This window comes from Janthinobacterium pasteuri, assembly GCF_051380775.1.
Lineage (GTDB): Bacteria > Pseudomonadota > Gammaproteobacteria > Burkholderiales > Burkholderiaceae_D > Janthinobacterium.
Genome location: NZ_JBNYXS010000003.1, coordinates 237,146 through 263,421, shown reverse-complemented (window position 1 = coordinate 263,421; position 26,276 = coordinate 237,146). Strand labels below are relative to the sequence as shown.

19 protein-coding genes are annotated in these 26,276 nt (G+C 58.1%); 12 read left to right on the top strand and 7 right to left on the bottom strand.

Translation table 11 applies throughout. From position 1 onward, the window contains the following. Positions 1 to 157 precede the first annotated feature (157 nt). The 4 genes from ACQ4WN_RS05490 to ACQ4WN_RS05475 all read right to left on the bottom strand — a co-directional run bounded on the left by ACQ4WN_RS05490 (position 158) and on the right by ACQ4WN_RS05475 (position 7,602). Positions 158 to 1,957 (bottom strand): ATP-dependent nuclease, encoded by a 1,800-nt coding sequence (locus tag ACQ4WN_RS05490; protein WP_495542758.1) that lies wholly within the window; start codon positions 1,955 to 1,957, stop codon positions 158 to 160. Positions 1,958 to 2,723: 766 nt separating this feature from the next. Then, on the bottom strand, positions 2,724 to 3,758 hold the full coding sequence (locus ACQ4WN_RS05485; protein ID WP_436550607.1) for a coiled-coil domain-containing protein: 1,035 nt from the start codon (positions 3,756 to 3,758) through the stop codon (positions 2,724 to 2,726). A 5-nt stretch (positions 3,759 to 3,763) separates the two neighbouring features. Further along, on the bottom strand, positions 3,764 to 5,266 hold the full coding sequence (locus ACQ4WN_RS05480) for a hypothetical protein (protein ID WP_338680962.1): 1,503 nt from the start codon (positions 5,264 to 5,266) through the stop codon (positions 3,764 to 3,766). Positions 5,267 to 6,021: 755 nt separating this feature from the next. Continuing rightward, positions 6,022 to 7,602: an isocitrate lyase gene (locus ACQ4WN_RS05475; protein ID WP_101484104.1), complete on the bottom strand. Its 1,581-nt coding sequence runs from the start codon at positions 7,600 to 7,602 to the stop codon at positions 6,022 to 6,024. Positions 7,603 to 7,979: 377 nt separating this feature from the next. Here ACQ4WN_RS05475 and ACQ4WN_RS05470 point away from each other — a divergent pair, with 377 nt between their 5' ends. Further along, on the top strand, positions 7,980 to 8,405 hold the full coding sequence (locus ACQ4WN_RS05470) for an SMI1/KNR4 family protein (protein ID WP_436550606.1): 426 nt from the start codon (positions 7,980 to 7,982) through the stop codon (positions 8,403 to 8,405). 176 nt (positions 8,406 to 8,581) lie between these two features. On the opposite strand, the gene ACQ4WN_RS05465 is transcribed toward ACQ4WN_RS05470, so the two are convergent. Then, positions 8,582 to 9,175: a cysteine hydrolase family protein gene (locus ACQ4WN_RS05465; protein WP_436550605.1), complete on the bottom strand. Its 594-nt coding sequence runs from the start codon at positions 9,173 to 9,175 to the stop codon at positions 8,582 to 8,584. Positions 9,176 to 9,259: 84 nt separating this feature from the next. Next, positions 9,260 to 10,564 (bottom strand): MFS transporter, encoded by a 1,305-nt coding sequence (locus ACQ4WN_RS05460; RefSeq protein ID WP_436550604.1) that lies wholly within the window; start codon positions 10,562 to 10,564, stop codon positions 9,260 to 9,262. Positions 10,565 to 10,717: 153 nt separating this feature from the next. On the opposite strand from ACQ4WN_RS05460, the gene ACQ4WN_RS05455 reads away from it, so the two are divergent. Next, positions 10,718 to 11,434, top strand: coding sequence for an SDR family oxidoreductase (locus tag ACQ4WN_RS05455; protein WP_436550603.1), 717 nt, complete (start codon positions 10,718 to 10,720; stop codon positions 11,432 to 11,434). Between the two features lie 3 nt (positions 11,435 to 11,437). Here the strand turns inward: ACQ4WN_RS05455 and ACQ4WN_RS05450 are convergent, their stop codons facing one another. Beyond that, positions 11,438 to 11,656, bottom strand: coding sequence for a hypothetical protein (locus ACQ4WN_RS05450; RefSeq protein ID WP_436550602.1), 219 nt, complete (start codon positions 11,654 to 11,656; stop codon positions 11,438 to 11,440). Positions 11,657 to 11,849: 193 nt separating this feature from the next. On the opposite strand from ACQ4WN_RS05450, the gene ACQ4WN_RS05445 reads away from it, so the two are divergent. The 10 genes from ACQ4WN_RS05445 (at position 11,850) to ACQ4WN_RS05400 (ending at position 26,269) form a co-directional block, all read left to right on the top strand. After that, positions 11,850 to 12,278, top strand: a complete 429-nt coding sequence (locus ACQ4WN_RS05445) for a hypothetical protein (protein ID WP_436550601.1) — start codon at positions 11,850 to 11,852, stop codon at positions 12,276 to 12,278. Positions 12,279 to 12,350: 72 nt separating this feature from the next. Then, entirely contained in the window at positions 12,351 to 13,307 is a 957-nt protein-coding gene (locus ACQ4WN_RS05440; RefSeq protein WP_436550600.1) for a bifunctional helix-turn-helix transcriptional regulator/GNAT family N-acetyltransferase, read from the top strand. A 107-nt stretch (positions 13,308 to 13,414) separates the two neighbouring features. Continuing rightward, on the top strand, positions 13,415 to 14,053 hold the full coding sequence (locus ACQ4WN_RS05435) for a TetR/AcrR family transcriptional regulator (RefSeq protein WP_426072574.1): 639 nt from the start codon (positions 13,415 to 13,417) through the stop codon (positions 14,051 to 14,053). 126 nt (positions 14,054 to 14,179) lie between these two features. Further along, entirely contained in the window at positions 14,180 to 14,986 is an 807-nt protein-coding gene (locus ACQ4WN_RS05430; RefSeq protein WP_436550599.1) for an alpha/beta fold hydrolase, read from the top strand. Positions 14,987 to 15,133: 147 nt separating this feature from the next. Beyond that, entirely contained in the window at positions 15,134 to 17,338 is a 2,205-nt protein-coding gene (locus tag ACQ4WN_RS05425; protein WP_436550598.1) for a TonB-dependent receptor, read from the top strand. A gap of 126 nt (positions 17,339 to 17,464) precedes the next feature. Then, positions 17,465 to 18,460 carry an extracellular catalytic domain type 1 short-chain-length polyhydroxyalkanoate depolymerase gene (locus ACQ4WN_RS05420; RefSeq protein ID WP_436550597.1) on the top strand — a complete coding sequence of 332 codons (996 nt, stop codon included), beginning with the start codon at positions 17,465 to 17,467 and terminating at the stop codon, positions 18,458 to 18,460. A gap of 74 nt (positions 18,461 to 18,534) precedes the next feature. After that, a complete protein-coding gene (locus ACQ4WN_RS05415) occupies positions 18,535 to 19,398 on the top strand; it encodes a hypothetical protein (protein WP_436550596.1) in 864 nt (287 codons plus the stop codon). Positions 19,399 to 19,479: 81 nt separating this feature from the next. After that, entirely contained in the window at positions 19,480 to 22,275 is a 2,796-nt protein-coding gene (locus ACQ4WN_RS05410; RefSeq protein WP_436550595.1) for a type VI secretion system Vgr family protein, read from the top strand. A gap of 18 nt (positions 22,276 to 22,293) precedes the next feature. Further along, positions 22,294 to 24,573, top strand: coding sequence for a T6SS effector phospholipase Tle3 domain-containing protein (locus ACQ4WN_RS05405; RefSeq protein WP_436550594.1), 2,280 nt, complete (start codon positions 22,294 to 22,296; stop codon positions 24,571 to 24,573). A 31-nt stretch (positions 24,574 to 24,604) separates the two neighbouring features. After that, on the top strand, positions 24,605 to 26,269 hold the full coding sequence (locus ACQ4WN_RS05400) for a type VI lipase adapter Tla3 domain-containing protein (protein ID WP_436550593.1): 1,665 nt from the start codon (positions 24,605 to 24,607) through the stop codon (positions 26,267 to 26,269). The last annotated feature ends 7 nt before the right edge of the window (positions 26,270 to 26,276 follow it).

Genomic DNA, 26,276 nt, shown 5'->3' with positions numbered 1-26,276 from the left:
CCGTGTCCGAATGGCGGACCTGACCCTGGCACGCTGTGTGAGTATCTTCCGGAGTAAGTGGGCACGAGACCATGACGACTGACCACGTTCTCCGGAATACGGAATATTCACTCATGAAAGAGGCAGCATTCTGGCTGGATCGTTCGACGTGGCCTACTTATACCTCGAAAGGCTTATTTCCCCGCGATACCTGCTTGTCCAATCGGCTATTTATTAATTCAAATAACGTCTCGAATTGGATTAGACTTTGATCCGACAATATTTTCTCCGGCTCTGAGGCCATCTTCTTAAGAAATAAGCGCGTTGGTCTGGTTTTGTGAAATGCGATGCCTAGATCGCTTAATCCTGTTTCAATTCGCCTCGCAATCCGTGGGATGTTCGCGTTGAGACTTAAAGTCCTGCCCTTCAACTCAGCGCTGTAGCTCTCTGTCACTAAGGATTCGTAGATTGCTGGGTCTAGAAGATCCTCAATATCGGCCTCATTTGGAGCTGGAGAAAATGCTTCTGACACGAAGACGACGTTTTGCTCGCGAATGAGCCTCGACTTCAGCAACTCAGCCTTGGTAGCTTTGGAGTCTCGCTCGGTGTCGAGTAGAACCAAAACATTTAGTGACTCGGATGTCAGCAGCGCGACCATGTATGAGACCTTCTGAGCTCCTCCAGCTGGCGTCATTGTAAGTGTTGGATTAAGCGATGTCCTATTCGTTTCAATCATGTAGGCGCTGACTGCGCTCATAATCCAGAAGTCTGTGACCCCCTCTACAATCAGATTGTTGGGGCCAATAAAAAGGCTCTGAGCAAGATCGTAACCAAGCGCAGCTTGAAGTGGGAAAAGTGTCTTGGCATCGCCCGTTGGGTCATTTGTGACGGTGGTGCCAGCGCCTTCTGCAATATTAACGGTACGCACCGAATCGAGCGCATGTGTTGGCACCATGAATGGCGAGTGCGTGGAATAGAGAATCTGATTGGAGAAGTCAACATCAAAGTGGCGTAGCAGGTCGGATTGGGACTTTGCATGTAAATATAGGCCTGGTTCATCGAGTAGGATCACCGCGTTCTCCGCGTGGCCTCCATCAGTATCTGCAGAAAATGCTATGTAGAACGCAAAAAACCATTGGAAGCCACGACTTCTTTCGTTGAGGTTAATTTCAACGTCATAAGTGCTCGTTGGATCAGAGATGATTGTATCCAGATGGTGGGCATCGAGGTTGAATCGAATCTTGAGGGCGCGATCCTTCCATAGGCGTTTAATTTCAGCCGTCACTACAGCACTGGCACGATTGACGAGTTGATTGCGAGTCTCGTGATCATTCTGCCCAAGTAGTGTCTGAAGCCCTTCTGGATCAAGTCCTGCGACTTTACATAGCTTCTCAAAGTTTTTGTCCGAGTCATTTAATTGACTCTGCGACTTCCGTTGTATGTAGGCCGCAATGTCCTGGTGGCCCGCAAGATCAGGATACTCGTCGATATAGATAAATTTTGGAATAGTGGTAACCGCCCAGCTTCGAGCTTTCTGCTGAGCGTCTTTGTCTCCCGTGATGTTTTCGGCCAGTTCTTCGATTTCTGAGAGCAGCTCTTCCTGTTTATCGGTTAATTCAGCATCAGCGCCAGCCAGGGTCGTTCGTAGAGATTTGAACGCAGGTTCAGCTACGGTCGCCCAAGTCTCGCGCGTTTTTGTGATAGAGGTTGCAGTTTCAAAGACATCGGCTGCGGTATCCAGCGTGGTGGGATCCTCTTGTTTTTGGGCTACAGCTCGAACTGCTGCCGCCACTTTCTTGACCTTGTTCTTGATGTCGGCTTCATCGAAAGGTATGCTCTTTAATTCTGGGAATCCTACTGTTCTTATACCACCGTAGGTTCGTCCGATGGTTAGCTGTGCCACTGAGGTGGCACGTGGAAGCAACTCCAGTAAAGCGTATTTATCGTCATCGTTTAGTTCCCAAGTGGTAGACAACACTGGTGTGTTGTCTATGCATTCCTCTAGGCGCCTGTGCCGTGGAAAGTCTTTTATGGGATTCAGAGCCCGGAATCCTTCAATGGGGTTAAGGCTGTGCAATGCCCGTAGGAGGTTCGATTTTCCACTTTCGTTTCGGCCTAATAGGGCAGTTATGCGAGCAGCGGAAATTTCACCGCTATCATTGATCGAGCGATAGTTCCGTACTCTGAATGAAAGTAATCTCATCGGTCCTCCATCGTTAATATTCAGCAATGGTACCCGATTGTCGGGCGTCGATATTACCAAATGTTTGAAGGCGATAGTACCTTCATCAATTTTTCGGATCTTTGACGACTATAGGCCGGGACTGCGCCGTATTAGCAAAGATCCATTGCAAGAATACGTACTACAACGTGTGTCCGGCTCTTGATGCCAGCGGCCAGTGCTATATGGCCGGAATGGGAGGAGACGTATGCAATTGTGCGGGATGGAAATGCACTTGCATACGGCATGGTCCGCCATCATCCTATTGCAGCTAGTCTGTAGAAAGTGCGCATACTCTACGGCGCGTTCTTCGCGCCAAACTACGAACTTGTCAGGGTTAAGCCGGAGAACGGTTCGATTCCGGACCGTGTCTGAACAGATGCCCCGGCTTTTGGCCAAAAGCTCACTGTTTCGGCGATTTGTCCCTGAGGCCTAGGGCGGAATCGAACCACCGACACAAGGATTTTCAAGCCGGGACTTGTTGTTGCACCAAAATCGTTGATCCCCCTGCGCCAAGACGCCGCTAGCGCAGAAAGTAGATTGCGACAGGAATTGCCATCACCCATATGGCCAGTAGAGCGGTGCGCATATTGAGGCGTGAGCGCAGGCTGGCGATTGATTGCTCAGCCTGCGAACCAGCTTGAGTAGATGCGGTTCTAAGCTGTTCCAGCTCCTCTTGCTGTGCCGAGATGTGCTGCTGAAGGGCCTTGATTTCTTGCTGCCGCGATTGCGAAGACTGTTCCAAGTATTTCAGCAAGTTGGCAAAGGTGGTTTGTTGGGCATGCTGATCCTGGAGCCGTAGCTTCAATTCCTGGGTTTCTGCTAGAGTCCGAGAGTCCGCCTGAACCAGCCCTTTGCCGAGCGCTTCGAGTTCGAGCTGCTGTGCAAGGTACTGTTTCTGAAGGCTCGACAGATCTGCTTGCTGCCGCTCGGATTCTTGCTGTAATGTGCCGACCGTTTCGGCAAGAGTATGGTAAAGGTCTACCTGCTCTTTGACAGCCTGCCCTAGATCATCGGTCTGATCCAGCAAGAGGCTGATTTTGGTATCGTGCCCGCCGAGCGTTCTCCCCATCTGATCTTGCTTTCGGAGCAAATCCTCCTGCTCCTTCAATTGCTTGATGACGGATAGGACTTCAGTGCGTGCCAGCTCGGACAACTCCTCCTCAGAAGCGCTGCGCAGGCGCATTTCCAGTTCCCGCACCACGGTGCGGTTGGCGGCGATGTTGCTTACCCCCAAGGTAAAGAGATATTTGGTGACATCGGCAAGCCGTTTTTGCATTTCAAAAGACAGCTTCTGAGCCTTAGTGCCCGATGTGACTGCGTCAGCCAGTGCAATACCCGCCTGCTGAAGCCCCTCAATGGCGGCTTTTTTCTTGTCGGTAAAAAAACCTCGGTCTGCTGATTGCTCGCGTGCTTTTTTCGCACTGGTCTCGGCGAGTTCCGCATCGGCGAGCGCTTTTTTCACTCCCTCATCCAGTTCATTGAGTTTCCCGATCTGGGCCTGAATGAGTTCAGGCAGCCTGTTGTCGTCGCGCTGTATTTCCGGATAAGCAGTCATATTAATTAGCCCCATTTAAGGAGCTGGTGAATGTCGTCAATAAGTCCAGGGTTGTTGGCTTCAATGCCGGTTCGCATCGTCCCGATCCGCTGCAGGGACGAGCGATTCTCTTTCCATGCACGTGCAAAGATGTCCATGGACTGGGACATGATTTGTTCGGCCTCCCGCAGGCAGGTTTCGGTGTGCGTAGCGGTTTGCCACATGTCGGCCTGCAGATAGGCGACCTTGGCATTGGCCCAGTGCAGTTGCTGGCTCAGCACCGCGATGCGCTCATCACGTGCCCGGCTCCTTTGTGCGCCCATCGATACGTCGGAGTACACCGCGACCGTAAAGCGGCCAATCCCCACGAAGTTCACGCGCAGTAGCAGCTGTGCGCCAAATTGTCCCCAGTTGCCGCCAGATTTCAGTGCGGCGCGAATGGCCGCATCAGCAAGGTCCACGGCCGTAAAGGTACCGGTGGCGATAGTGAGCATCCGCGCGATGGTGCGATTTTTCCAAGGCAGCGTCTTTTTCCATTCGATGTCCTGGAACGATTTTTTGGCTTTTACCTCCGTCACCAGGCGGCTAATGAAATAAAAGGCACGTACCAGCACTTCGTTGATCAACACAGGCACTGCCTGGCGTTTTACTTCGTGCAAGACGGCCAATTCAGCGCGCAGATCGAATCGCTCGTTTACAAAAATCTCCTTGAGTTTTTTTGGCAGGCCCGTCTTGTCCAAGCTTGGAATGGTTGAGAGCTCCTTGAGCAAAGACACGATAGGTCCGGGGATGCCCATGCCTGCGCCGGCCGTCTTGTTGCTGCCAGACATATCGCTGACAAGGTGAAAAAACCAGTTGACTGTGCCGCAAAAGATCTTCGAGGGAATGTCAGAGCCGATCAGTTTCAACCCGTTTTCATCAATGTCGATGGGCAGGAAGGTGCCCTCACTATTTTGGAAATATCCTGTCTTGGTAAACTGTGTCAGGATAGAAAAGAACAGGCCGATTGGCGTCGGATGGTGCGCCAAGTCATCAAGGTGATGGCTTCTGGCCGAGATTTTTGCGTTTTGGTTTTTCCAGATGTTGTCGGTTGGGAGCGGAAACTTCTTTTCCAAGAATTCGATGGCGCCATCCAGGCGTTCGCCTTTGTAGCCTTGCGCCTTGGCACTCTTCATGACGAAGTCGTTAACCGCATGATTACTCCAGGCTTTGCCACGCTCGAAGCTGAATTCGCCTACCCAAAACACATCTATCAGTCCCGCCAGCAAGCCGCTTCCAACGGCCACCCAGTTATCAATGTGGTCTGCATGGTTGGTCAGGCGGTCAATCTGCTGGTCCAGCTCATCGATCCGATCTTGTGTGGACTGCATCTCACGTTGAACGTGGTTCAAGCCAGCGAGAATGTCGTCGGATGCTGATCGCCCAGAAGACGGCGCGGTCGCGCAGAAATCGAATACGACCTCAATGCTGTCATCAACGACCTTGAAGGCGGGAAGACCCAGTCGGAGTTCGTTCGATTCGTGAAGCATGCGGCACCTGTGTTGTTGAGCGTAGGCTTTTCGTTTGCGCTACCGCCCGCGATGCCGTTCTACCTGGAAATACAATTGTATTGCATCAACATCCGGAGCAGAGAATATACTTTTGCAGCCACCAAACTTTTGCAGCCACCAAACGTTCGGATGGCCTGCGTCTGTGTGCGTATTCCGCTGAAACTGGACAGCTGTTAAAGGCCAAGCTGGACACTTGGGACGTGGCGGCGCGGGGGAATGGTGTGGTTTTACACCTGAGGGGATTGTCAAATTGGTCAACGCAGAACAAATGGATGCATGGGCATCTCGGTCATTTGTGGGCAGCACGATGACGAGGCGCTGGATACTCCGGACGATTGGATGATTCTGGCGGTTTCGCGGAGGGGAATGTGGTGGGACGCTGGTCGGAAATAGACCGGACGCAAGGACTTTCTACTCTACAAACAAAAACGCCAACCGGTGATGGTTGGCGTTTCGTGAGGCATATTCTTGGTGGCCCGGAGCGGAATCGAACCACCGACACAAGGATTTTCAATCCTTAGCTCGAATGGATATTTTTTGTTGCATTAATCCATGGTGCAGGTAGGCAACTTTTCGGTAAGGGCATCGTTGGGGGTATTCTTTAATCTAGCATCCGTCAAATTTAGCTATCCATGCGCGTTTTCAGGCATGATTGGAATCCCCCTCTCGCAACGTGCAGACGCAAAAAAACCCGCCGAAGCGGGTTTTTTTCACTCTACAGCCAAACCAAAATCTCAGAACTGGTTCATGGTGTTGTCTTTACCGGCCGCCTTCAGCGCTGCTTCGCCGCTGAAGTAATCCTTGTGATCGTCGCCGATGTCCGAGCCGGACATGTTTTGATGTTTCACGCAGGCGATGCCCTGGCGGATTTCCTTGCGCTGCACGCCGGCCACGTAGCCCAGCATGCCCTGGTCGCCGAAGTATTCCTTGGCCAGGTTGTCGGTCGACAAGGCGGCCGTGTGGTAGGTCGGCAGGGTGATCAGGTGGTGGAAGATGCCGGCTTCGCGGGCCGAGTCGGCCTGGAAGGTGCGGATCTTCTCATCGGCCGTGATCGCCAATTCCGTCTGGTCGTATTCCACGCTCATCAGCTGGGTGCGTTCGTAGGCGGACACGTCCTTGCCGTCGGCCTTCATGATGTCATACACCTGCTGGCGGAAGTTCAGGGTCCAGTTGAACGATGGGCTGTTGTTGTAGACCAGCTTGGCGTTCGGGATGACCTTGCGGATTTCGCTGACCATGCCGCCGATTTGCGCGATATGCGGTTTTTCCGTTTCGATCCACAGCAGGTCGGCGCCGTTTTGCAGCGAGGTGATGCAGTCGAGCACGCAACGCTCTTCGCCGGAACCGGCGCGGAACTGGAACAGGTTGCTCGGCAGGCGTTTTGGACGCAGCAGCTTGCCTTCGCGCTTGATGATGACGTCGCCATTGCCCAGCGCATCCGCCGACACTTCTTCGCAGTCGAGGAAGGCGTTGTATTGGTCGCCCAGGTCGCCTGGTTCATTGGTGACGGCGATCTGCTTGGTCAGGCCGGCGCCCAGCGAATCGGTGCGGGCGACGATGATGCCGTCGTCCACGCCCAGTTCCAAAAAGGCGTAGCGGATGGCGCGGATCTTGGCCAGGAAGTCTTCATGTGGCACCGTGACTTTACCGTCCTGGTGGCCGCATTGTTTTTCGTCGGACACCTGGTTTTCGATCTGGATGCAGCAGGCGCCCGCTTCGATGAACTGTTTTGCCAGCAAATAGGTCGCTTCGGCATTGCCGAAACCGGCGTCGATGTCGGCGATGATGGGCACGACGTGGGTCACGTGGCCGTCGATCTTCGCCTGGATCGCTTGCTTCTCAGCACCTTGGGCCGCGTCCAGCTGGCGGAACAGGCCGCCCAGTTCGCGGGCATCGGCCTGGCGCAGGAAGGTGTACAGTTCGCGGATCAAGCTGGTCACGGCGGTTTTTTCATGCATCGACTGGTCTGGCAGCGGGCCGAACTCGGAGCGCAGGGCGGCGACCATCCAGCCGGACAGGTAGAGGTAGCGGCGGTCGGTGCTGTTGAAGTGCTTCTTGATCGAGATCATCTTCTGCTGCCCGATGAAACCATGCCAGCAGCCGAGCGACTGGGTGTACTTGGATGGGTCCGCATCGTAGGCGGCCATGTCGTTGCGCATGATCTTGGCCGTGTAGCGGGCAATGTCCAGACCGGTCTTGAACTTGTTCTGGGCGCGCATGCGGGCGGCGGACTCGGGATTGATGGCGTTCCAGGCGCTGCCTTGTTGCTCTTTCAAACCAGCAACAGCTTTGATGTCGTCTTGATATTGGGACATGTGAATCTCCTAAAAAGAAAAGCTATGTTTGAGAAAATCGCCGAGTGCGCCACAACGTCTTGTCGAAGCAAACTGCATGACTAAATAGTAGGCCGATTCGCGCCGATCTTCAAGTCTTATATAAGACATATAACTTAAATTTATTCTTTGTTTTTCAAAGGCTTAATTGTAATTTTTCATGATGTGGAATGAATTTTCAAAAAGTGAGAGCATTTATTGTTGGGTTTGCTGTTTGAAATTCCGCGATGTGAAACGCCTTTTCAGAATTTGGTGCGGCGCGACAAATCGGAGCGTAAAAAAGCCACCCGAAGGTGGCGCAGAAGCAATTTTGTTTTAATATCATGTTCCGATTGTGAGAGGTAACGTCAGCAATGCAGATGAACGGTATGGATTTACCCGTCGATTATGTTGCTTTTGCAGCAAGGTATCGGGATGCGGAAGGATTCTGTAATTTGAGACTGAAGGAAGAGCTCGATTCTTTCGGTAACGTCTTGCAGACGGAATTGGCTCACATCTATACGGATGTCGTCGAATTGAGTGCCCAGACAGCGAAGCTTGGCGTGTGTTTCGTAGGCGATGGCTGCTATGGGGAGCCTGGAAGTGTCAGTGCTGAGCCGGGAGCCATGCCGGACATTATTGATTTTACAGAAATCATTTGTTTCGGCATGGCCGGTGACGGGAGTCCATTCTGTTTCGATTTCAGGGACGCCCGAAACGCGCCCTCTGTCATCTTGTGGGACGACGATTACTGGCGAAAGATTGCAAACTCCTTTGAGGACTTCCTGTTGCTATTTTCTAGATAGCTTACCGGGGCAGCTGCTGATGTGAAACGCCTTTTCAGAATGTGGTGCAGCGCGATAAATCGAGGCGAAGAAAAGCCAGCCGAAGGTGGCGCTCCCTTGTGTACGCCTGCTGGCAATGTGTCGAGGATACTGAGCGGATGCTCTTTTCAGCGCAGATGTCGTATGCCGGTTATAGCTTAGCGGACAAGGTGCTGCGCTGGCGCAGGGCAAGGGCGGGACAGTGCGTCGATCACGTCCACCGTTGCCACCACTTGCGCATACTCGCCGTGCAAATTGGCCAGCGCCATCGCATGCACCTCATCCGCTGTTCTCGGCGTGCCCGCATAGTCGACTTGGGCAAACGCAAAACACGCATCGGCGACGACCTGTGTGGCGAAGCCCAGATTGCCTGCCGTGCGCGCGCTTGACTCCACGGAATTGTTGGTGCTGACGCCCGCGATGATCAGTTTGCTGATGCTGCGCACGCGCAGCCAGCGTTCCAGTCCCGAGTGGATGAAGGCATCTGGCACATTTTTCTCCACGACATGCTCTTCTGGCAAAGGCGCCAACGCTGCCTGAAATTCCACGCCGGCCTGGCCAGGCCAGAAGGGCGAGCCTGGTGTTCTGGAAATGTGGCGCACATGCACGACGGTGGCGTCCGCCGCGCGCCAGGCTTGTAGCAGGGTGGCAATCTGGTGTTCTGCGGCGGGATTGTTGCGGCTTCCGGCAGCGGGGCTGGCCATGCCTTGTTGCATGTCGATGATGATGAGTGCGGGATGGTGGGCATGCATGTCGATAGCCTGGGCGGGATGGCGGGCGCACCTGGCGCCCGCCTGGGGAAATAGTGCTGGAGTGATTGCCGCAGGGGCGCGAATCTACCGTCCCACAGTCTGCCGCTGGTCCTTGATGAACAGCGCCGTCAGCATGCCGATCACGCATACGCCGATCACGTAGTAAGCAGGGCCCAGCACGTTGTTTTTCAGCATCAGGGTCACGACCACCGGTGTCAGGCCGCCAAAAATCGCGTACGACAAGTTGTAGGAAAACGACAGTCCCGAGAAGCGCACCTGGGCCGGGAACGCTTGCACCAGCACGTAGGGCACGGCGCCGACGACGCCGACGAACAGGCCCGTCATCGCGTACAGGGGCAGCAGCAGGTCGGGGCGGCTGCCGACGGTGGTGTAGAAGATATACGTGGAAATGGCCAGCAGCACGGAGCCGACGAAGATCACGCGCTTGCCGCCCAGGCGGTCGGCCAGCATGCCGGCGATGATGCAGCCGAAGGCCAGGCACAGGGTCGCCACGGTATTGGCCACCAGGGTGGTGCGCGGCGCGATGTGGTGGATTTTTTGCAACAGGGCAGGCGTCATCAAAATGACGACGACGATGCCGGCCGACAGCATCCAGGTCAGCAACATCGACACGACGACGGCGCCGCGGTGGCTGCGCACCACGGATTTCAAAGGCATTTCCGTGGACAGTGCCTTGCGCTGCTGCATTTCCGCGAAGACGGGCGTTTCATGCAGCCAGCGGCGCAGATACATGGCGCCGAAGCCGAAGATGCCGCCCAGCAAGAACGGATAGCGCCAGGCGCCATCGGTGATTTCTTGCGGCGTGTAGACGGTGTTCAAGCCCGTCGCCACCAGCGAACCGAGCAGGATACCTACCGTCAGGCCAGCCGTCAGCACGCCGCAGGCAAAGCCCGTGAAACGGCTGGGCACGTGTTCGGACACAAACACCCAGGCGCCCGGCACTTCGCCACCCACGGCAGCGCCCTGGAAGATGCGCATCAGCAGCAACAGCAGCGGGGCGGCCAGGCCGACGGTAGCATACGTCGGCAACAGGCCGATCAGCAGGGTGGGCACGGCCATCATCAGGATGGAGAGGGTGAACATGCGCTTGCGGCCCAGCAAGTCGCCGAAGTGCGCCATGACGATGCCACCCAAGGGCCGCACCACGTAGCCGGCGGCGAAGAGGCCGAAGGTTTGCAGCGAACGCAGCCATTCCGGCATTTCTGGCGGGAAGAACAGCTGGCCGATGGCGTTGGCAAAGAAGACGAAAATGATGAAATCGTAGAATTCCAGCGCGCCACCGAGTGCGGCCAGCGACAGGGTTTTATAGTCTTTTTTGGTGAGGGGACGGCTTGCGGCGTTGATTGCGGCGGTGTTGGAAGTAGGCATGTGTCTCGTTCTTGTGTGTTATCGGAGATTGCCAGACCTAGCATACGCATTTCCGCCGCGTGAGTAAACGCGGGGGAGGATGGGGAGTAGCCTCAGCTGTCCTTAATACAACGTCGCTATCATCGGCGTTGACTTCATTGGAAAGGATACAGTATGCACATCATGATCGTGGGCGCCAGCCGGGGCCTGGGGCGCGCGCTGGTGGACGGTTTGCTCGCTGACGGACATACCGTCATTGGCGTATCGCGCCAGCAACCCGCCGACTTGCCTGCCGGCCAGGGCACACAGCTGCAATGGATCGCGGCGGACCTGGCCGCACCCGCCGAGGCTGTCGAACGCATCGCGCGGGTAGCGCCGGCCGTGCTGGACGCGGTGATCTACAACCTGGGCGTGTGGGAAGAAAAGGCTTTCAGCGATGACTACGCTTTTCTCGGCGATGGGGACGAGGCCATCGTCGACATGGTCAATACCAACATCACGGCGACCATCCTGCTGCTCAAGCGCCTGGTGCCCCGCTTGCTGGGCAGCAGCAAGCCGCAGCTGATACTCACGGGGTCCACTTCCGGCCTGCGCCAGAGCGGCCGCCCGGAAGTGACGTTCAGCGCCTCGAAATTCGCTTTGAACGGCATCGCTGATGCCTTGCGTGAAGGTTTCCGCGCACATGGACTGGCCGTGACGGCGCTGCAGCTGGGCTATCTGAATACCTACGATGGCTTGTCGGTGCCGCTGGCGGATGCCGCCGCGCGGGGCGAGGGCGAGCTGATCCCCGTGCATGACGTCGTAGCCGTCGTGCGTATGCTGCTGAGCCTATCGGATGCCTCGTTCGTGCGTGAACTGGTGCTGCCGGCGCTGCGCGACGAGCGTTTCTGACTTCTACGCGTCTTTGCCGTAGACCTCGGACCAGCCCAGCCGCTCTTCCAGCCATTCATCCACTTCGGAAGAATCCATCTGCAGCAGCAGTGCGCTCAGGCGCAAGTTGCCCTTGGCTAAGGTCAGCACAGCGAACACGGATTCCAGCATGACGGGATCGAGCTGGCCCTGCAGATCGCGCGCGGCGATGGCGGGCAGCGCTTGCCGCGTCAGCCGGGACACGGCTTCCTGCGCTCAGGTGCCCACATTTAACAGTTCCGCTTTCCAGAGTTCCCAGACGGTCGGCATAACAGATAAAGGGGCGGGAGCGATGCCAGCATTATGCCCGGGCCAGCCGTGTTTCAGCGTGCCGCTTGATCATGCTACAGTCCGCGATTGCCGCCAAGCTGGAGCGGCGCCCTCTGGATCATGCTTGATGCCTACCTGGACTTCCCCGCCACAACTCGTCGCCCTTGCCGCTTTCTATGCGCAGGCACAAGCCCATCCGGATGCCTACAGCGACGCGGCCTTCCTCAAGGCCGTCCAGGCTGCCCACTGGCCCACGAATTGCTGGAGTTATGCGGAAGCGTCGTTTGCCATCATCGCTCCCGCTTGTCTGCTGCGTCCGCATCTGAGCGCGGAGCTGATCGCCATGCCCATCGACGCCATGATTGCCGGGGGCCTGGAAGATGCGGGGCAAGTCATCGCAATCGGCCTGGACTGCGCCACGCGCCAGGCGCCGTATGTGGTGCCCAGCGAGGAGGGCAGGCGCTGGCTGACGCAAGTGTGGCCGACCTTGGGCGAGATGATCGAGACGGTATTTCAGACCAGGTTGCAGGAGGCGCTGGCAGAGGATGGGGAGTAAGCGCTGGCGCTTGACCTGGAAAGCCGGTTTACGTTAGGGTATACGTAACTACTTACATATATCCTGTCTAACATGACCTCTAACCTGCAAACCTATGGCTCCCTGATGCTGGGCAGCCGACTGCGCCGTCTTTCCGATCAACTGTATGCGGGCGTCGATGTCAGCTATCTGGCGGCCGGCGTCGAGCTGAGCTCGCGCTGTTTCGCCTTGTTATTGCTGTTGCGCGACAACGGCCCCACGGCGATCACGGCCCTGGCCGCGCAAATCGGCCAGACGCACCCGGTGGTGGTGCAGCTGGGGCGCAAGCTGCTCGATGCCGGCGTGGTGACGGAGATGCCCGACGCCAAGGATGAGCGGCGCCGCCTGCTGGCGCTGTCGGAGTCCGGGCAAGCCTTGCTGCGCAACATGGCGCCCCTGTGGGACGATGTGCGCGCGGCCGTCGATGTGGTATTCGAGCAAGGCACGCCGCAGCTGATGGCCAGCCTGGACCGGGCTGAAGCGCGTTTGCAGGCGCAAGGCTTTGGCGAAACGATCGCCGCCTGCCGGCGCCAGCGCGAGCGGGCCGCCGTGGAAATCATCGATTATGCCGCCCCGTATGCAGCCGACTTCAAGCGCCTGAATATCGCCTGGCTGGAACGCTATTTCTATGTCGAGGCGCTCGACGACAAGGTGCTGTCCGATCCGCAACGCTCGATTCTTGATGATGGCGGGCAGATATTCCTGGCGCGCCTGGACGGCAAGATCGTCGGCACTTGCGCGCTGATCCGCGCCGGCGACGCCAGCATCGAGCTGTCGAAGATGGCCGTCACGCCAGAGTGCCAGGGCCTGGGCATCGCGCGCCGCCTGATCGAGCGGGCCTTCGACGCTTTCGAAGCCAGCGGCGCGCAACTGCTGTTCCTGGAGTCGAACAGCAAGCTGGCGCCGGCCATCCGCCTGTACGAAAGCAGCGGTTTTACACACGTGGCGCGGCCGGCCGGCGATACCCATTACCAGCGCGCCGACGTCTACATGGAGTGGCAGGGCCGGTAGCGGACTTGATGCCGTCATGCGGCGCTCCCCATCGGCTGTCTCCCGCGTTACAATACGCGCACCCCATAACGGAACTCAGGTTCCACTATTCGAGACGCCGACGCCGCATGCCTTCCTTCCCGATGCCCTTCCCGCAGATGATCGTTCCACCTGAACCCACCCAGGCGCGCAGCAAGCAAGCGTTCGAGCGCCTGCTGCTGGTAGGCGAACAGTTGCTGGCGGAAAACCGTTTCGATGAAATTGGCGTGGCCGACCTGGCCAGGCTGGCGGAAACCTCGGTCGGCACCTTTTACCGTTTATTGGGCGACAAGGACACCCTGAGCCGCTTGCTGCTGCAGCGCTTTTTTTCCGATATGGTGGAAAAGGTCGAGACCCTGACGGAGTTGCGCCAGTGGGAAACGCGCAGCCTGGAAGACTTCATCCGCGCCATGGTAGCCATGTTCGTTGCCGTGAATGGCGGGCGCAGCGGCGTCTTGCGCGCCTTGATCACGCGCGCGTCGCAGGATGCGCAATTTCGCGACAGGGTGCATCAGATCAATCATCTGATCTCGCAACGCACGGTCGCCGTACTGGCCAGCAAGTCGGCCAGCATCCGCCACCCGAACCCCACGCAGGCGATGATGGTGGTGCCGCCCGTGCTGCTGGGTATCCTGAACCAGCACACCTTGACGGGCTCGCTGTCCTTTTTATCGGGCGCGGCACTCGAAGATGAACTGGTGCGCGTTGCTTTAAATTACCTGACTTGAGATAAGCGAAGAAATTTAGCGATTTAACTTGAAATCGGAATTCGGATTCCGTATTATGTTTTCCAACAGCAGGAAAACATATTCCTGCACCTGAACACAAAGCATGTTCAACAGCAAGGAGACAGAATGCGGCGTCACACGACATCCGGTGTTCCATTGCATTACCTCGACCTCGATCTCGGCACAGAGACAGGGCAGGGCGAGCCCGTGTTTTTGCTGCACGGCCTGGGGTCCTGCGCCGAAGACTGGCGCCCGCAGATCGACGCCCTCGGCAATAGCTATCGCCTGATCGTGCCCGACTTGCGCGGCCATGGCGCCAGTCACGCGCCAGACGGCGACTGGCAGATCGGCGATTTCGCCAACGACCTCTTCAACCTGATGGACCAGCTCGACGTGCCGCGCGCGCACATCGTCGGCTTTTCCCTGGGCGGCATGGTGGGCCTGGAAATGGCCAACCGCGCTCCCGACAGGGTGGCCAGTTTGTGCCTGATCAATTCCCAGCCGTTCCAGGGCAGCAAGCCGGCGTCTTTGCTGTTTGCCTACTGGCTGCGCCGCACGGTGATCGCCACCCTGGGCTTGAAACCCATGGGCAAGATCATCGGCAAGAAACTGTTTCCCGATCCAGCACAGCAAGCCCTGGTCGAGCGCTTCGCCACGCAAATGGCGGGCATGGACAAGCGTGCCTACCTGGCCGCGCTGGACGCCATTTTCCACTGGGATATCGAACTTCATTTCCAGGCCCTGGCCATGCCCGTCTTCATCATGGCGGCCGACCAGGATTACACGCCCGTCGCCAGCAAGCGGGCCTTTGCCGCACAGTTTCAGCAGTGCGAGATCGAGATTATCGCGAACTCGCGCCACGCCACGCCCCTGGACCAGGCGCAGCGTGTGAATACCTTGTTGCAGTCCTTCCTCGCCACACATTCAAAATAAACAGGCCACTCGCCGCACGGGCAGGGGCCGGGAAACAGTCATCGCAGGGCAGGTGCTCGCATTGCGCGCGCGGGTACCGTTACGTCTTGCGCTTCTGGAATCCGGTCATCTTCCCTGGTGGCAAGCAAGCCTGACATTGGAGACGCTATGAAACTTGCTTTGAAATTGATGCCCGCCGCCCTCGCCGTTGCCGGTGCCTTTGCTACCCAGGCGCAGGCGCAGGAAGCCATCCCCACTGGCGCCAGCACGGCCCAGGAAGCCAGCGATGCGAAAGAACGCATGGAAACCGTGACGGTTTCTGCCCGCCGCCGCGAAGAGCGGCTGCAGGACGTGCCGCTGGCTGTCACGGCGTTTTCCGCCAAGGCCCTGGAACGGGCGAATATCCAGAACCTGGCCGACTTGCAGGAGCGCGTGCCGAACCTGACCGTGTACGCATCGCGCGGCACGAATACCACCCTGACGGCTTTCATTCGCGGCGTGGGGCAGGCCGACCCCGTCTGGGGCGTGGACCCGGGCGTGGGCATTTATTTTGACGACGTCTACATGGCCCGTCCGCAAGGCGCGCTGCTCGACGTGTTCGACGTGCAGCGCATCGAAGTGCTGCGCGGCCCGCAAGGCACCCTGTACGGCAAGAACACCATCGGTGGCGCCATCAAGTACATTTCGCGCCCGCTGGCGAAGGAAAACGGCGCCTCGGCGGAAGTAGGCCTCGGCAATTACAATCAGCGCAACTTCAAGGCCGCCTTCAATCTGGCCAACGAGAACGGCACCTGGCGCGCGCGCCTGGCCGCTGCCAAGCTGGACCGCGACGGTTTCGGCCGCAACACCTTTAATGGCGAACAGGTCAGCGACCAGGACAGCACGGCAGCGCGCCTGTCCGTCGGTTATTTTCCGCAGGACATACCCCTCACAGTCGTGCTGAGCCTGGACGCCACGGACGATAAATCGGGCGTGCGCGGCTTCCAGCGCATGGGCGTGAGCGCCTTCGACCCGCTCAAGCGGCCCGCCAGCACGGATGCGTATGACATCCAGAGCGGCATGCCGGGCCACAACTTCACGCACAACCGGGGCGGCTCGCTGGTGGCCAACTACACGCTGTCGAACGAGTGGTCCGTGAAAGTGATCGGCGCCAAGCGGCGCAGCACATCCGAGCAAACCATCGACTTCGACGGCTTGCCGCAGCCCATCGCTGACGTGTTCGGCGACTCGCGCGACGAGCAGAAGAGCCTGGAACTGCAAGCCTCGTACAGCGGCGACTATGGCGCCGGCGTGATCGGCCTGTACCGCTTCGAGGGCACGGCGGGCGGCGGCATCTACAACAACTTCCTGGGGCGCCAGTTCACGGCCGCCGTCAGCACGGTGGAGACGGACAGCACGGCGCTGTATACGGACTGGACCTGGCCGCTGGGCAAGGTGTGGAGCATCAATGCGGGCTTGCGCCACACGCGCGAGGAAAAGCGCGCCATCGTGCTCAACCGCGCCTTTGCCGATGTGGGCTTTACGCGGCCCATCCAGACGGCGGCCGACTTCGACAAGTCCTTGTCGGTCAGCAATACCTCGCCGAAAATCTCTGTGCGCTATGAAGCGTCGAAGACGACGAATTTCTACAGCAACCTGTCGCGCGGCTTCAAGTCTGGCGGCTACAACGTGCGCGCCAACAACCTGGTGGTGCCCGATTCCGCGCGGCCCTACAAGGATGAAAAACTCGACGCGCTGGAAGTGGGCATGAAATATGCAGCGCCGGACGATACGTTCGATGCCAACGTGGCCCTGTTCACCAACCGCTACAAGGATATCCAGTTGTCGGTGTTTACCAGCTATGTGCAGCCGGGAGGCGTGCCGGGCTTCTATGGCGACTTCACGAACGCGGGCAAGGCGACGGTGAAAGGCGCCGAGTTCGAATTTTCGTGGCGGCCGAACCGCCAGTGGGAAGTCAACGGCTTCCTCGCGCTGCTGAACGCCAGCTATGACCAGTACATGAGCGGCGGCAAGAACATTGCGGATACGCAAAAATTCAGCAATACGCCAGCCCGGCAAGTAGGCTTGAACCTGACGCGCACGGACCGCGATGTCTTCGGCGGCGCGCTGCGCAGCATGGTCGGCTATGGCTACCGCAGCAAGGTGTATCCGACCACGGACTTGAGCGAAACCCTGGCGCAGGGCGGCTACAGCATCTGGACGGCTGGCGTCGTGTGGGAAGCGCCGAAGAACTGGACCTTCAGTCTGCACGGCAGCAACCTGGGCAACAAACGCTACCGCACGGATGGCTACAACATTCCCGCCGTGTTCATCCTCGACGGTTTCTACGGTCCGCCGCGCCAGATCATCGCCAAGGCAGGTTACAAATTTTAAAGTTCTTCACTGCCGGGGCCGGACCCGTCGGGTCGGGCTTCGCCGGTCAGAAGTACCGGCTTGACGGGCGTCAAGCCGGTTTGTTGTCACTGTTCTCTTCGTCAATAACAATCATGGGAGACTGGTATGGCACATCTGCATCACCAACTGCGTCATCTATTTTCTGCACTCATCGCCGCCTGCGGCTTGCTGGCCGCGCTGCCGGCCTTTGCCGGGCAGTGGGACTTCGGCCTGTACGCGAGCCTGTGGGGGACGCGCGAATACCAGGTCTGGCTACCGAGCAATTACCATCCGAACACGCCGCTGCCCGTGGTGCTGATGCTGCATGGCTGCGGTTCCGAACCGAACAGCATGGCCGCCGTCAGCCGCTACAACCAACTGGCTGACAGCGAAAATTTCATCGTCGTCTATCCGCGCCAGAACGTCACGGCCAACCCCATGCGCTGCTGGAATTTCATGCTGCCGCTGAACCAGGAGCGGGGCACGGGCGAGCCAGCCGTGCTGATGGGTATCTTGAACAAGGTCAAGAGCAAGTATGCGGTGCAGGATAGCCGCGTGTATGTGACGGGCATCTCGGCGGGCGGTGCCATGGCCTCCATCATGGCTGCCTGCTACTCCGATGTGTTCGCCGCCGTGATGGTGCATTCGGGCGGCATGTACAAGGGCGCCATCGGTATGCTCACGGCCGCCGACTCACTGTTCAACGGTAGTTCCTTCGATCCGAAAGTACGCGGCAAGGATGCCTGGCGCTGCTCGGGTTCGCCGCGTCGGCTGATGCCGACGATGGTGTTCCACGGCACGGCCGACATCGTCGTCAACCCGGTCAACGGCGAGCAAACCATCGAGCAATTCCTGCAGACCAGCGATGTCGGCGACGATGGCCTCGACAATGACAGCGTGCGCTACCGTGCCGACAGCATCGTGCGCCAGACGATGCAATACGGTCGCAGCTACTCCATCGACACGTATCTGCACAACGGCGCCGTCATCGCGCAAAAGTACACGGTCGAGGGCATGAATCACGCGTGGAGCGGCGGCCCTCCGGGCTGGCCATTCAGCGATGAGCTGGGACCGGACGCCACCGCGATCAGCTGGAATTTCTTCAAGCATTTCCAGCGCTGATGGCGTGAGGAAATGTGCAGCTTGTACAATGGGGCGCAGCGATTGCGCCCCATTTTATGCCTGTGAAAAATCCCATGCCCGTTTGCCGCCTGCTGCCCTGTCTTGCCCTTGCATTGCTGTCCGCCTGTGCCAGCGTCGACCCATCCGCACCATCGGCGGCCTACGCGCAAGCGTTAGAGCGTGCCGCCCAGCAAGACAGCATGCGCAGCGAATGCGACTGGAGCGTACGTTATGCGCCCGTCGCAACCAAGGATGCCAGCGTGGCGCAACTGCAGGCCATCGCAACGGCACGCCTGGCGGCCCTGCAACTGGCGCCCGCCTGGTCCTTGTCCTTGCCCGGCAGCGTAGCGCGTGCCTTTACTGATTCGGACGAAGACCGCGCCGGGCTGCAATTGTTGCTCAGCATCGTCTTGCCTGCCATAGAACGCTATCCTGCCGGCGTCTTCGCGGAGACGGGCTTGCGCCACGTCGTGCTGGTGAAAGACTTGAGCGTGGACGGCCAGCGCCGCCTGGCCATGCCGGCGCCGGAAATTGACAGCGTCGTCTACGCCGACAACCTGCTGGCCGCGATGTGTCCGTCCGGCATGGAGTTGCGCGTGCACCACGAGTATTATCACTTCATCGAATACCGCCTGTTCAACGATTTCTATTACCGCGACCCCGCCTGGCTGGCCCTGAACCCGCCCGGCACGGCCTACGGCCAGGGCGGCGCCACGGCTTACGGCAAGGGTTTTCAAAACCTGGGCCACCCGCATCCGGGCCTCGTCAGCCTGTACGCAGCCTACGGTCCCGAGGAAGACAAGGCGGAAGTGTTCGGCTGGATGATGACGCCGGCGTACACTGTGCGCTTGCAGCAATGGACGGCGCTTGATCCCGCCTTGCTGGCCAAACGGGAAAAGTTGATGGAAGTATTAGGAACCTTGGCGGGTTCTTACTAAATATCAAGTATTTCCCGGCCATCCCATGGCATTGTCGGTTCTCCAGCTTGACTAGATGCAAGCGCGCATGAGGAGAATGCCATGGACGGTGACGAGTCGATATCGGGTACCCAGCGTCCCTTGCGCCTGCGCCTGGGTATCTCGCCCAAGGTGCCCGCCGGTGTGCTGATACCGCAGCGCATCGCCGGCAGCGAGGCCATCTGTGGCGGCATCGCATACCGCGTGTTGTGCGTCTCGACGCATGCGGATCTACCCTTGAGCGGTTTGATTGCCTTGCCCGCCGCTATCGACATCGTCACCGACCAGGGGCAGCTGCGCAGTATCTGCGGCCTTGTCACGCAAGCGAGTGCCGGCGACAGCGACGGCGCGCTGGCCAGCTACCAGCTGGTGTTGACGGACGCCTTCGCCATCATGGAAAAACGCTGCAATACGCGCGTTTTCCGGCGCTTGACGGATATCGAGATCGTCAAGACCCTGCTCGACGAATGGATACGCAGCAATACCGTGCTGGCGCATGCCTTCCAGTATGCGTTTGCCGATTTCTTCGAAGCGCAGACGTATCCGCAGCGCGAATTTGTCATGCAGCACAATGAATCTGATGCGGCCTTCGTGCGCCGCCTGCTCAAGCGCAGCGGCGTCGCCTGGTTCTTTCGTGCGGAGGGCAATTCGGATGCACATGCCGAGCCGGCGCATACCCTGGTGATGTTCAATCATGCCGATGGCTTGCGAAAAAACATGGCGGACACCGTGCGCTATCACGCAGACCGGGCAACCGAAGAGCGCGATACCCTCTCCTCGTGGAGCGAAATGCGCAAGCTGCAGGCGGGCAAGGTAACGCGTCATAGCTGGAATGAGGAACACCCGCGTGCGCGGCCATTCATGACTGCCGATGCCTTGGGGCAGGGATCACAAGGCATGCATGGCAATGCGATTGCCGCCACCCTTGATGATTACCGCGTGCTGCCGCCGCGCGCCGGCGCGGATCATGAAGCTTTGTGCCAGCTGGGCATGCTGGCTATGCAGCAGCACGATTACGAGAGCCATTGCTTTCACGCCGAAGGCAGCGTACGCGACCTGTGCCCGGGCGAATACTTTAGCCTGGCCGAGCACCCCGACATGGACGCCTTGCCGGCGACCGAGCGAGATTTTGTCGTCACGTCGCTGCAGGTAGCGGCGCAAAATAATTTACCCAGGGAGCTTGCCGCCAGGGTGGCACGCCTGTTTGCGCGCAACCGTTGGCTGGCCGATGACGCATCGCTGCCGCAGCGCGAGCTGGCGGCTGCGGTGGACGATGGCCCCTTGCGCATGCATATTGAACTGACTGCTGTGCGACGCGGCGTGGCTATCGTCCCGGCCTATGACACGCGCATCGACCTGCCGCCGGTTACCATGCAAAGCGCTGTGGTGGTGGGGCCAGTCAATGAAGAAGTCCATTGCGATGCGATGGGCCGGGTCAAGGTCCGCTTTCCCGCCACGCGCACGCTGGACCACCAGCATGCGGGTGGCACGGGCGCCTCCGACACTGATGCCGATTCGGCCTGGGTGCGCGTTGCGTCGAGCTGGGCGGGAAGCGGACCTGGCAGCATGCAGCAATGCGGCTACCTGGGCTTGCCCCGTGTAGGCAGCGAAGTCTTGCTGGCCTTCCTCGGTGGTGATCCGGACCGGCCCATTGTCGTCGGCCAGCTGTACAACCACAGTGCGTTACCAATCGCCTTGAGCAAGGTGGGCGACCTGCCCGGCAACCGTTATTTGTCCGGCATCAAGAGCCGCGAAATCAAGGGAACGCGCACCAATCAGCTGCGCTTTGACGATGTGCACGGACAAATCAACGCCCAGCTCGCCAGCGATCATGGCTCCAGCCAGCTCAACCTGGGCTGGTTGACGCAGGACCGGCGCAATGGCCTGGGCGACGCGCGCGGCGAGGGCGCCGAGCTGCGCACCGATGAGCAACTGGCCATGCGGGCGGGCAAGGGCATGCTGATTTCTGCCTGGAAGCGCCTGAACGGCGATGGTGGGCACATGGCGCGCAGCGAATATCTGGGTTTGATGGAAAACTGCCTGGAACTGTTTCGCTCTCTTGGCAGCTATGCGGCGACGCATCAGGCGCTGGAGCAGGAGGACCAGGCGCAGCAGGAGCTGCAGCACAGCTTGAAAAGTTGGGAAGGCGGCAGCAATACGCAGCCCCGTGCCGAACTGGGAGGTGCAGCGGCGATTGCCGTCACGGCACCGGCCGGCATCAGCTTTGCCAGTTCGAAGGCCATCGTCAGCTATGCCATCAGCAATATCGATACGGTGGCGCAGCAGCATCTGCAAGCGGTGGCAGGCCAGCGCTACAGCGTCAACGCGGGCAAGGGCATTTCGCTGTTTTCCCATGCGGATGGCATCCGTGCCATCGCCCACCATGGCAAGTTCTTGCTGCAAAGCCAGCATGACGACATGGACCTCAATGCGGGAAAAAACCTGAAGCTGACCGCCAGCGAAGGCAAGCTGACGGGCATGGCCGATGAAATCGTGTTGATTTCCAAGCATGGCGCTTTCATCCGCATCGCCGACGGCATCACCTTCGGCAGCAAGTCGCCGCTGAACTTCAATGCGCCCAATTTCGTCTTCAATGACCCGCAAAGCATGGAGGTGCAATTACCAAACTTTGCCGAGGGCAAGGCCGATCAGCAATTCATTTTTCAATATGAGGGCGACGAGAGTGCCGTCGATGGCGTGCCGCAACAACCGCAGTTGGCACCGCAGGCGCACTTCGCCGTGAAGCTGGGCGATGGTTCATCTGCCGATGGCCGCAGCGATGGGGGTGGCAAGACGGAGGTGCTGGAGCGCGCCGCGATGCACCTGGCCGCCATCGAAGTGTTCAACAACAAGGATTGACGAGGCCAGGAGAGTGCGATGGGTAGCTATCCGAAAATGCCGTACGTGGTGGGCGACGATGTGGCGATCCTGCATTGCGAACGCACCGTCTGCAAGAAGGTCAAGATACGCCGCAACCTGCCGGGCAATATCATCGTCATCCATGGCGTCAACGATGTGGGTGTCAGCTACAAGGCGGTGGAAGACGGCTTGTGCACCGGCCTGGCCGCCAGGCTGGGGCGGCCATTCACACCGGCCACCTACCGCATGCCTGTGGCAGCGGACAAGGACAAGCTGGAAGACGATCCCGACGCCGTCTTCTTCAAGCGCACCATAGCCAAGGAGACCAACAGTCCTGTGATTCCGTTTTACTGGGGCTACCGTGAAGTGGACGTGAAATGCCGCACCGTCAACGGCCAGCTCGTCGACCGTTACGGCAACCGGCTGGACAAGGATCTGTCGAAAGAAGGCGGGCCGTTCGGCAATGCCACCAGCAGCTTGCCCGACATGTGGCGTCCGGGTATTTATGCGCCTGCTGATCCCATGGGAGATGCCTTGCGGCCACTGAAGACGGCGCCTGGGCGCATGTACATGGTGCTGGCGGCCCAGCGGCTGGCCGCGCTCATTTCCATGATCCGCGACTACGATGCGGATGATACCGTCAGCATCGTTGCGCACAGCCAGGGTTGCCTGCTGTCGCTGCTGGCACAAGCCATGTTGATGGAAAAGGGGTTGGCGCCGGCCGATAATCTGATACTCACACATCCGCCGTACAGTCTGGTGGACAGCCTGCCTCTGTTGATGCGAGGCGCCGCCTGGTTCGACGGCGGCGAAGATGCGGCGATGCGGGCGCACTATCATCTACTCGACGGCGTTCAGACGCTGGCCGCGCGCCTGCAGACGCTTGTCAATATTGTTGCTGGGGTAGCGAAAGGGAATGGACAACCCTGCGTTCCGTTATTTACTGAGTTGAATGGTGATCAGCATCGCGGTATGGTCGGCGGCAGTTGGAGCAATGCAGCGGATCGAGATAACCGCAGGAAAGTATATCTGTATTTTTGTCCCGAAGACATGACTGTAGCGCTCGATAACATTCAGGGAATTGGCTGGGATGGCGTACCCGATTTTGTAACAGGAACCGAGGTGAAGTCCGAAGAGGAAATTTATGCCTATGGAGGAAGAAATTACTCCACTGGTCGCTTTCATAATCGGGGTACTGAACAAGTACGAAAAGCACTCTCCGAATTGGGAACTAGGTTTTATCAACGGGTGTTCAGTAACAAGATACGTCTCGATCCAGGCACTGGAAAGAAGGCAGTGTCTCTCGTCGGCATGCCACCGCCCCATGATTATCCACTGTGCCTGGAAAGAGAAGACGAACATGCACATGTGGAGGCATCTGTACGCGGCAACCGGGGTACGCACAAGGCAGTCGCATGGCCCATCAATACCAAGCTGAAACCTGTCGAGCAGCGAAACAGTATACGCACAATTACTGGTGAAGCATTGCGCAAGCCTGTTCCTGCAGACCTGCGCGGCACGTCGCAAATCGATCCGGCGAATATCCCGGCTACGTCCATGATGCGAAACCGGAAACCTGAAGATCAGGGTCCTGCGGAGGAAGTTGATCCTTGCGATGCGACCGTTGCGTTGACAAGTGGCACTGGCATGCAGCTACGCAGTGAATATCGTCCAGATCCTGGCGGATATCAAAAGTTTCCCGAGCGGCTAGAAAACCTCAGCCTACGAGAGCTCGCATTGATGACGGCAAGCTACAACAAGGAAAAAGGACTGGATGTGAAAGACAAGCTCGATCAACGTGAAATTGTCTCAGCGCAACGCTACCCTGACAGTAATGTCGTGGCGAAAATTCAGGAAAGTCCGAACGAGGCACGCTTGCGTTGGCAGCGCGAAGTCAGTGCCAAGTCCTTCCACAGTTCGATTATCGGCAGCGCCAAAAATCACAGCCAGGTGACGGCGTATGACGTGGCCATTGGCAGCGGTAAGGCGTCGTCGGACCCGCACTTTTATGCGTATTTATGTGCGGTGGCGGATTGGCGGGTGAAGGACCTAAAGAACGGCGATAAAGGACGTCAGGGAATACGGATAAAAGAACAGTTCATATTGGAGTTTACGCCATATTTATCCGTAGAACCCGGATGGAGAAGTGCGGCGATCAATGGCAGCATTGACTATTACAATACAGGCGTCTTGCCTGTAGGATTGCCCTTGCTATCAGGGCCGTTGTGGAAAATTGTAGTGTCACAAACCAAAAATATGAAGGTAGTGAGTACTGAACGAAAAAAGCAAAATAAATGAATTGTCGAAGCCTCGTCGGTAGCAAGATGCTTTGACTGATTATCGTTTCTCCGGAACTGCAAACCAAAAGGTGAGAGCCATGATGACGCTTCGGTGGTTGGGAATGTCGATAGTTGTTGTAATTGTATTTTTTGGTTTGTTGTGGCTCAATGCTTTATCGAAGAGCCAGGCGCGTGAAATTGCATTACAGGTTCAGGAAAAACAACCAAAGAAACCGCTGGAGCCACGGCAAGAGTATGTGCTGGAAGTGATCGGATTGGGTGTGACGCTGGACAAATATAGGCAGGGTAAATTGTGGAGAGCCTTGCAAAATGGAAGTCCTTACACCAGCATACGCGAACAAGATCCCAATAAGTATCCGTGGACGGGTGATGACAAGAATGGCTACGGCGGTAGCAGAGCCTACGATGCGCTGGAAAATGGCATCAATTTCACACCGATGTATTGGAACCTGCCCTCGTTTTATGCAGGTACCCCCATTCTTGACCCGGCTGCACAACCGAGCTTGATAGAGCCGATGGCGGGACTCGTGGCTGGCGCGGCTACGGGGGGCATGCCCATGCATCTATTTTCCGTGGCTTCCTGGAAGCTCGATGAGCATCCTGACCAATTGCTGATTGATGTGTTTGATTTTTTCGATAAGCATCCTGACGTACCTTACGTCGCCTTACACTCCGAGGATAGCGTCGGCACGCGAGATGGCAACCGCAAGCCAGGCACTGCAAGGAAATTGGTAAACGGATATTTCATTCCAGATATGCCTGATGCCACGGCAGTATTTGTCCTCGCGCGCCGTGAACGAATAGAACCGTTGCGCCCTTTTGTATGGGATGACCCGGAGAATAATTTCGTCCATGAAAAACTGCGTGTTATGTATTACGACGTCATGCAGTCGCTGCCTTCACGCGCGAAACAGCAGCGACCCGAAGCCTTCAGCGAGCGTCAACCCACCGTCGCCGAATGGCTCGTCGCTGCTGCCGCCTTCGCCCAGCGGCCCGATATTCGCGGCGTGGGCTTGCATACCTTCGACAAGCTCAATCCTTGGGAAAATCGCCCCCCGCGTGACTGGAAACCGACGCCGTGGTTTCCCATTCCGTGGAACCGGGAACAGATGGAAACCTTCGACCGTCTGCCCTCGTTCGGTTTCGTGCACCGGCCCGTGTTCGTCAAGTTCGCCGATGAAGAGGGCAAGCCCGTCACGCGGCGCGATGCGCGGCAGAAGTTGTTCAATGCGGGCTGGCAGCAGGCATTACAAACTTTACCCGAGGCAGAGCGCGCCAAGGGCGCAGCGCGCATCGTGGCCGGCACGGGCAAGCAGCCGGAACAGTTGCTGATGTTGGACAGCATGCTGCACGACTACGCGGCGCAGGGCGGGCCGGAAATCGACAGCAGCAAGAGTGCGCAGTTCATCAACACTGATCATCGCCTGGGCAACACGGGCGCGGCGACGTGGTTCATGCAGATGGCCATCGGCGTGATGGGCAGCTATCGCGACGGTGGTGCCAGTGCGGCGATTAACTTGCGCGACCGCAATGAGGCCAGCATCATCTTCATCACGCCGCCATCGGACGCCAAACGCCAGCAGCAGGATGCCAATGGCGATATCTTCCGCAGCCGCATCACGCCGGCCATCGACCCGGCCAACTACGCGGCGCCATCGGTGGAAGCCATCCTGGAAAACCAGACGGGACAATAATTCGGGA

What these genes read in the sequence shown, in the direction of transcription:
- ACQ4WN_RS05485 (WP_436550607.1), bottom strand. Translation starts at nt 3,758, where the DNA reads ATGACTGCTTATCCGGAAATACAGCGCGACGACAACAGGCTGCCTGAA.
- ACQ4WN_RS05480 (WP_338680962.1), bottom strand. Translation starts at nt 5,266, where the DNA reads ATGCTTCACGAATCGAACGAACTCCGACTGGGTCTTCCCGCCTTCAAG.
- ACQ4WN_RS05475 (WP_101484104.1), bottom strand. Translation starts at nt 7,602, where the DNA reads ATGTCCCAATATCAAGACGACATCAAAGCTGTTGCTGGTTTGAAAGAG.
- ACQ4WN_RS05470 (WP_436550606.1), top strand. Translation starts at nt 7,980, where the DNA reads ATGAACGGTATGGATTTACCCGTCGATTATGTTGCTTTTGCAGCAAGG.
- ACQ4WN_RS05465 (WP_436550605.1), bottom strand. Translation starts at nt 9,175, where the DNA reads ATGCATGCCCACCATCCCGCACTCATCATCATCGACATGCAACAAGGC.
- ACQ4WN_RS05460 (WP_436550604.1), bottom strand. Translation starts at nt 10,564, where the DNA reads ATGCCTACTTCCAACACCGCCGCAATCAACGCCGCAAGCCGTCCCCTC.
- ACQ4WN_RS05455 (WP_436550603.1), top strand. Translation starts at nt 10,718, where the DNA reads ATGCACATCATGATCGTGGGCGCCAGCCGGGGCCTGGGGCGCGCGCTG.
- ACQ4WN_RS05445 (WP_436550601.1), top strand. Translation starts at nt 11,850, where the DNA reads ATGCCTACCTGGACTTCCCCGCCACAACTCGTCGCCCTTGCCGCTTTC.
- ACQ4WN_RS05440 (WP_436550600.1), top strand. Translation starts at nt 12,351, where the DNA reads ATGACCTCTAACCTGCAAACCTATGGCTCCCTGATGCTGGGCAGCCGA.
- ACQ4WN_RS05435 (WP_426072574.1), top strand. Translation starts at nt 13,415, where the DNA reads ATGCCTTCCTTCCCGATGCCCTTCCCGCAGATGATCGTTCCACCTGAA.
- ACQ4WN_RS05430 (WP_436550599.1), top strand. Translation starts at nt 14,180, where the DNA reads ATGCGGCGTCACACGACATCCGGTGTTCCATTGCATTACCTCGACCTC.
- ACQ4WN_RS05425 (WP_436550598.1), top strand. Translation starts at nt 15,134, where the DNA reads ATGAAACTTGCTTTGAAATTGATGCCCGCCGCCCTCGCCGTTGCCGGT.
- ACQ4WN_RS05420 (WP_436550597.1), top strand. Translation starts at nt 17,465, where the DNA reads ATGGCACATCTGCATCACCAACTGCGTCATCTATTTTCTGCACTCATC.
- ACQ4WN_RS05415 (WP_436550596.1), top strand. Translation starts at nt 18,535, where the DNA reads ATGCCCGTTTGCCGCCTGCTGCCCTGTCTTGCCCTTGCATTGCTGTCC.
- ACQ4WN_RS05410 (WP_436550595.1), top strand. Translation starts at nt 19,480, where the DNA reads ATGGACGGTGACGAGTCGATATCGGGTACCCAGCGTCCCTTGCGCCTG.
- ACQ4WN_RS05405 (WP_436550594.1), top strand. Translation starts at nt 22,294, where the DNA reads ATGGGTAGCTATCCGAAAATGCCGTACGTGGTGGGCGACGATGTGGCG.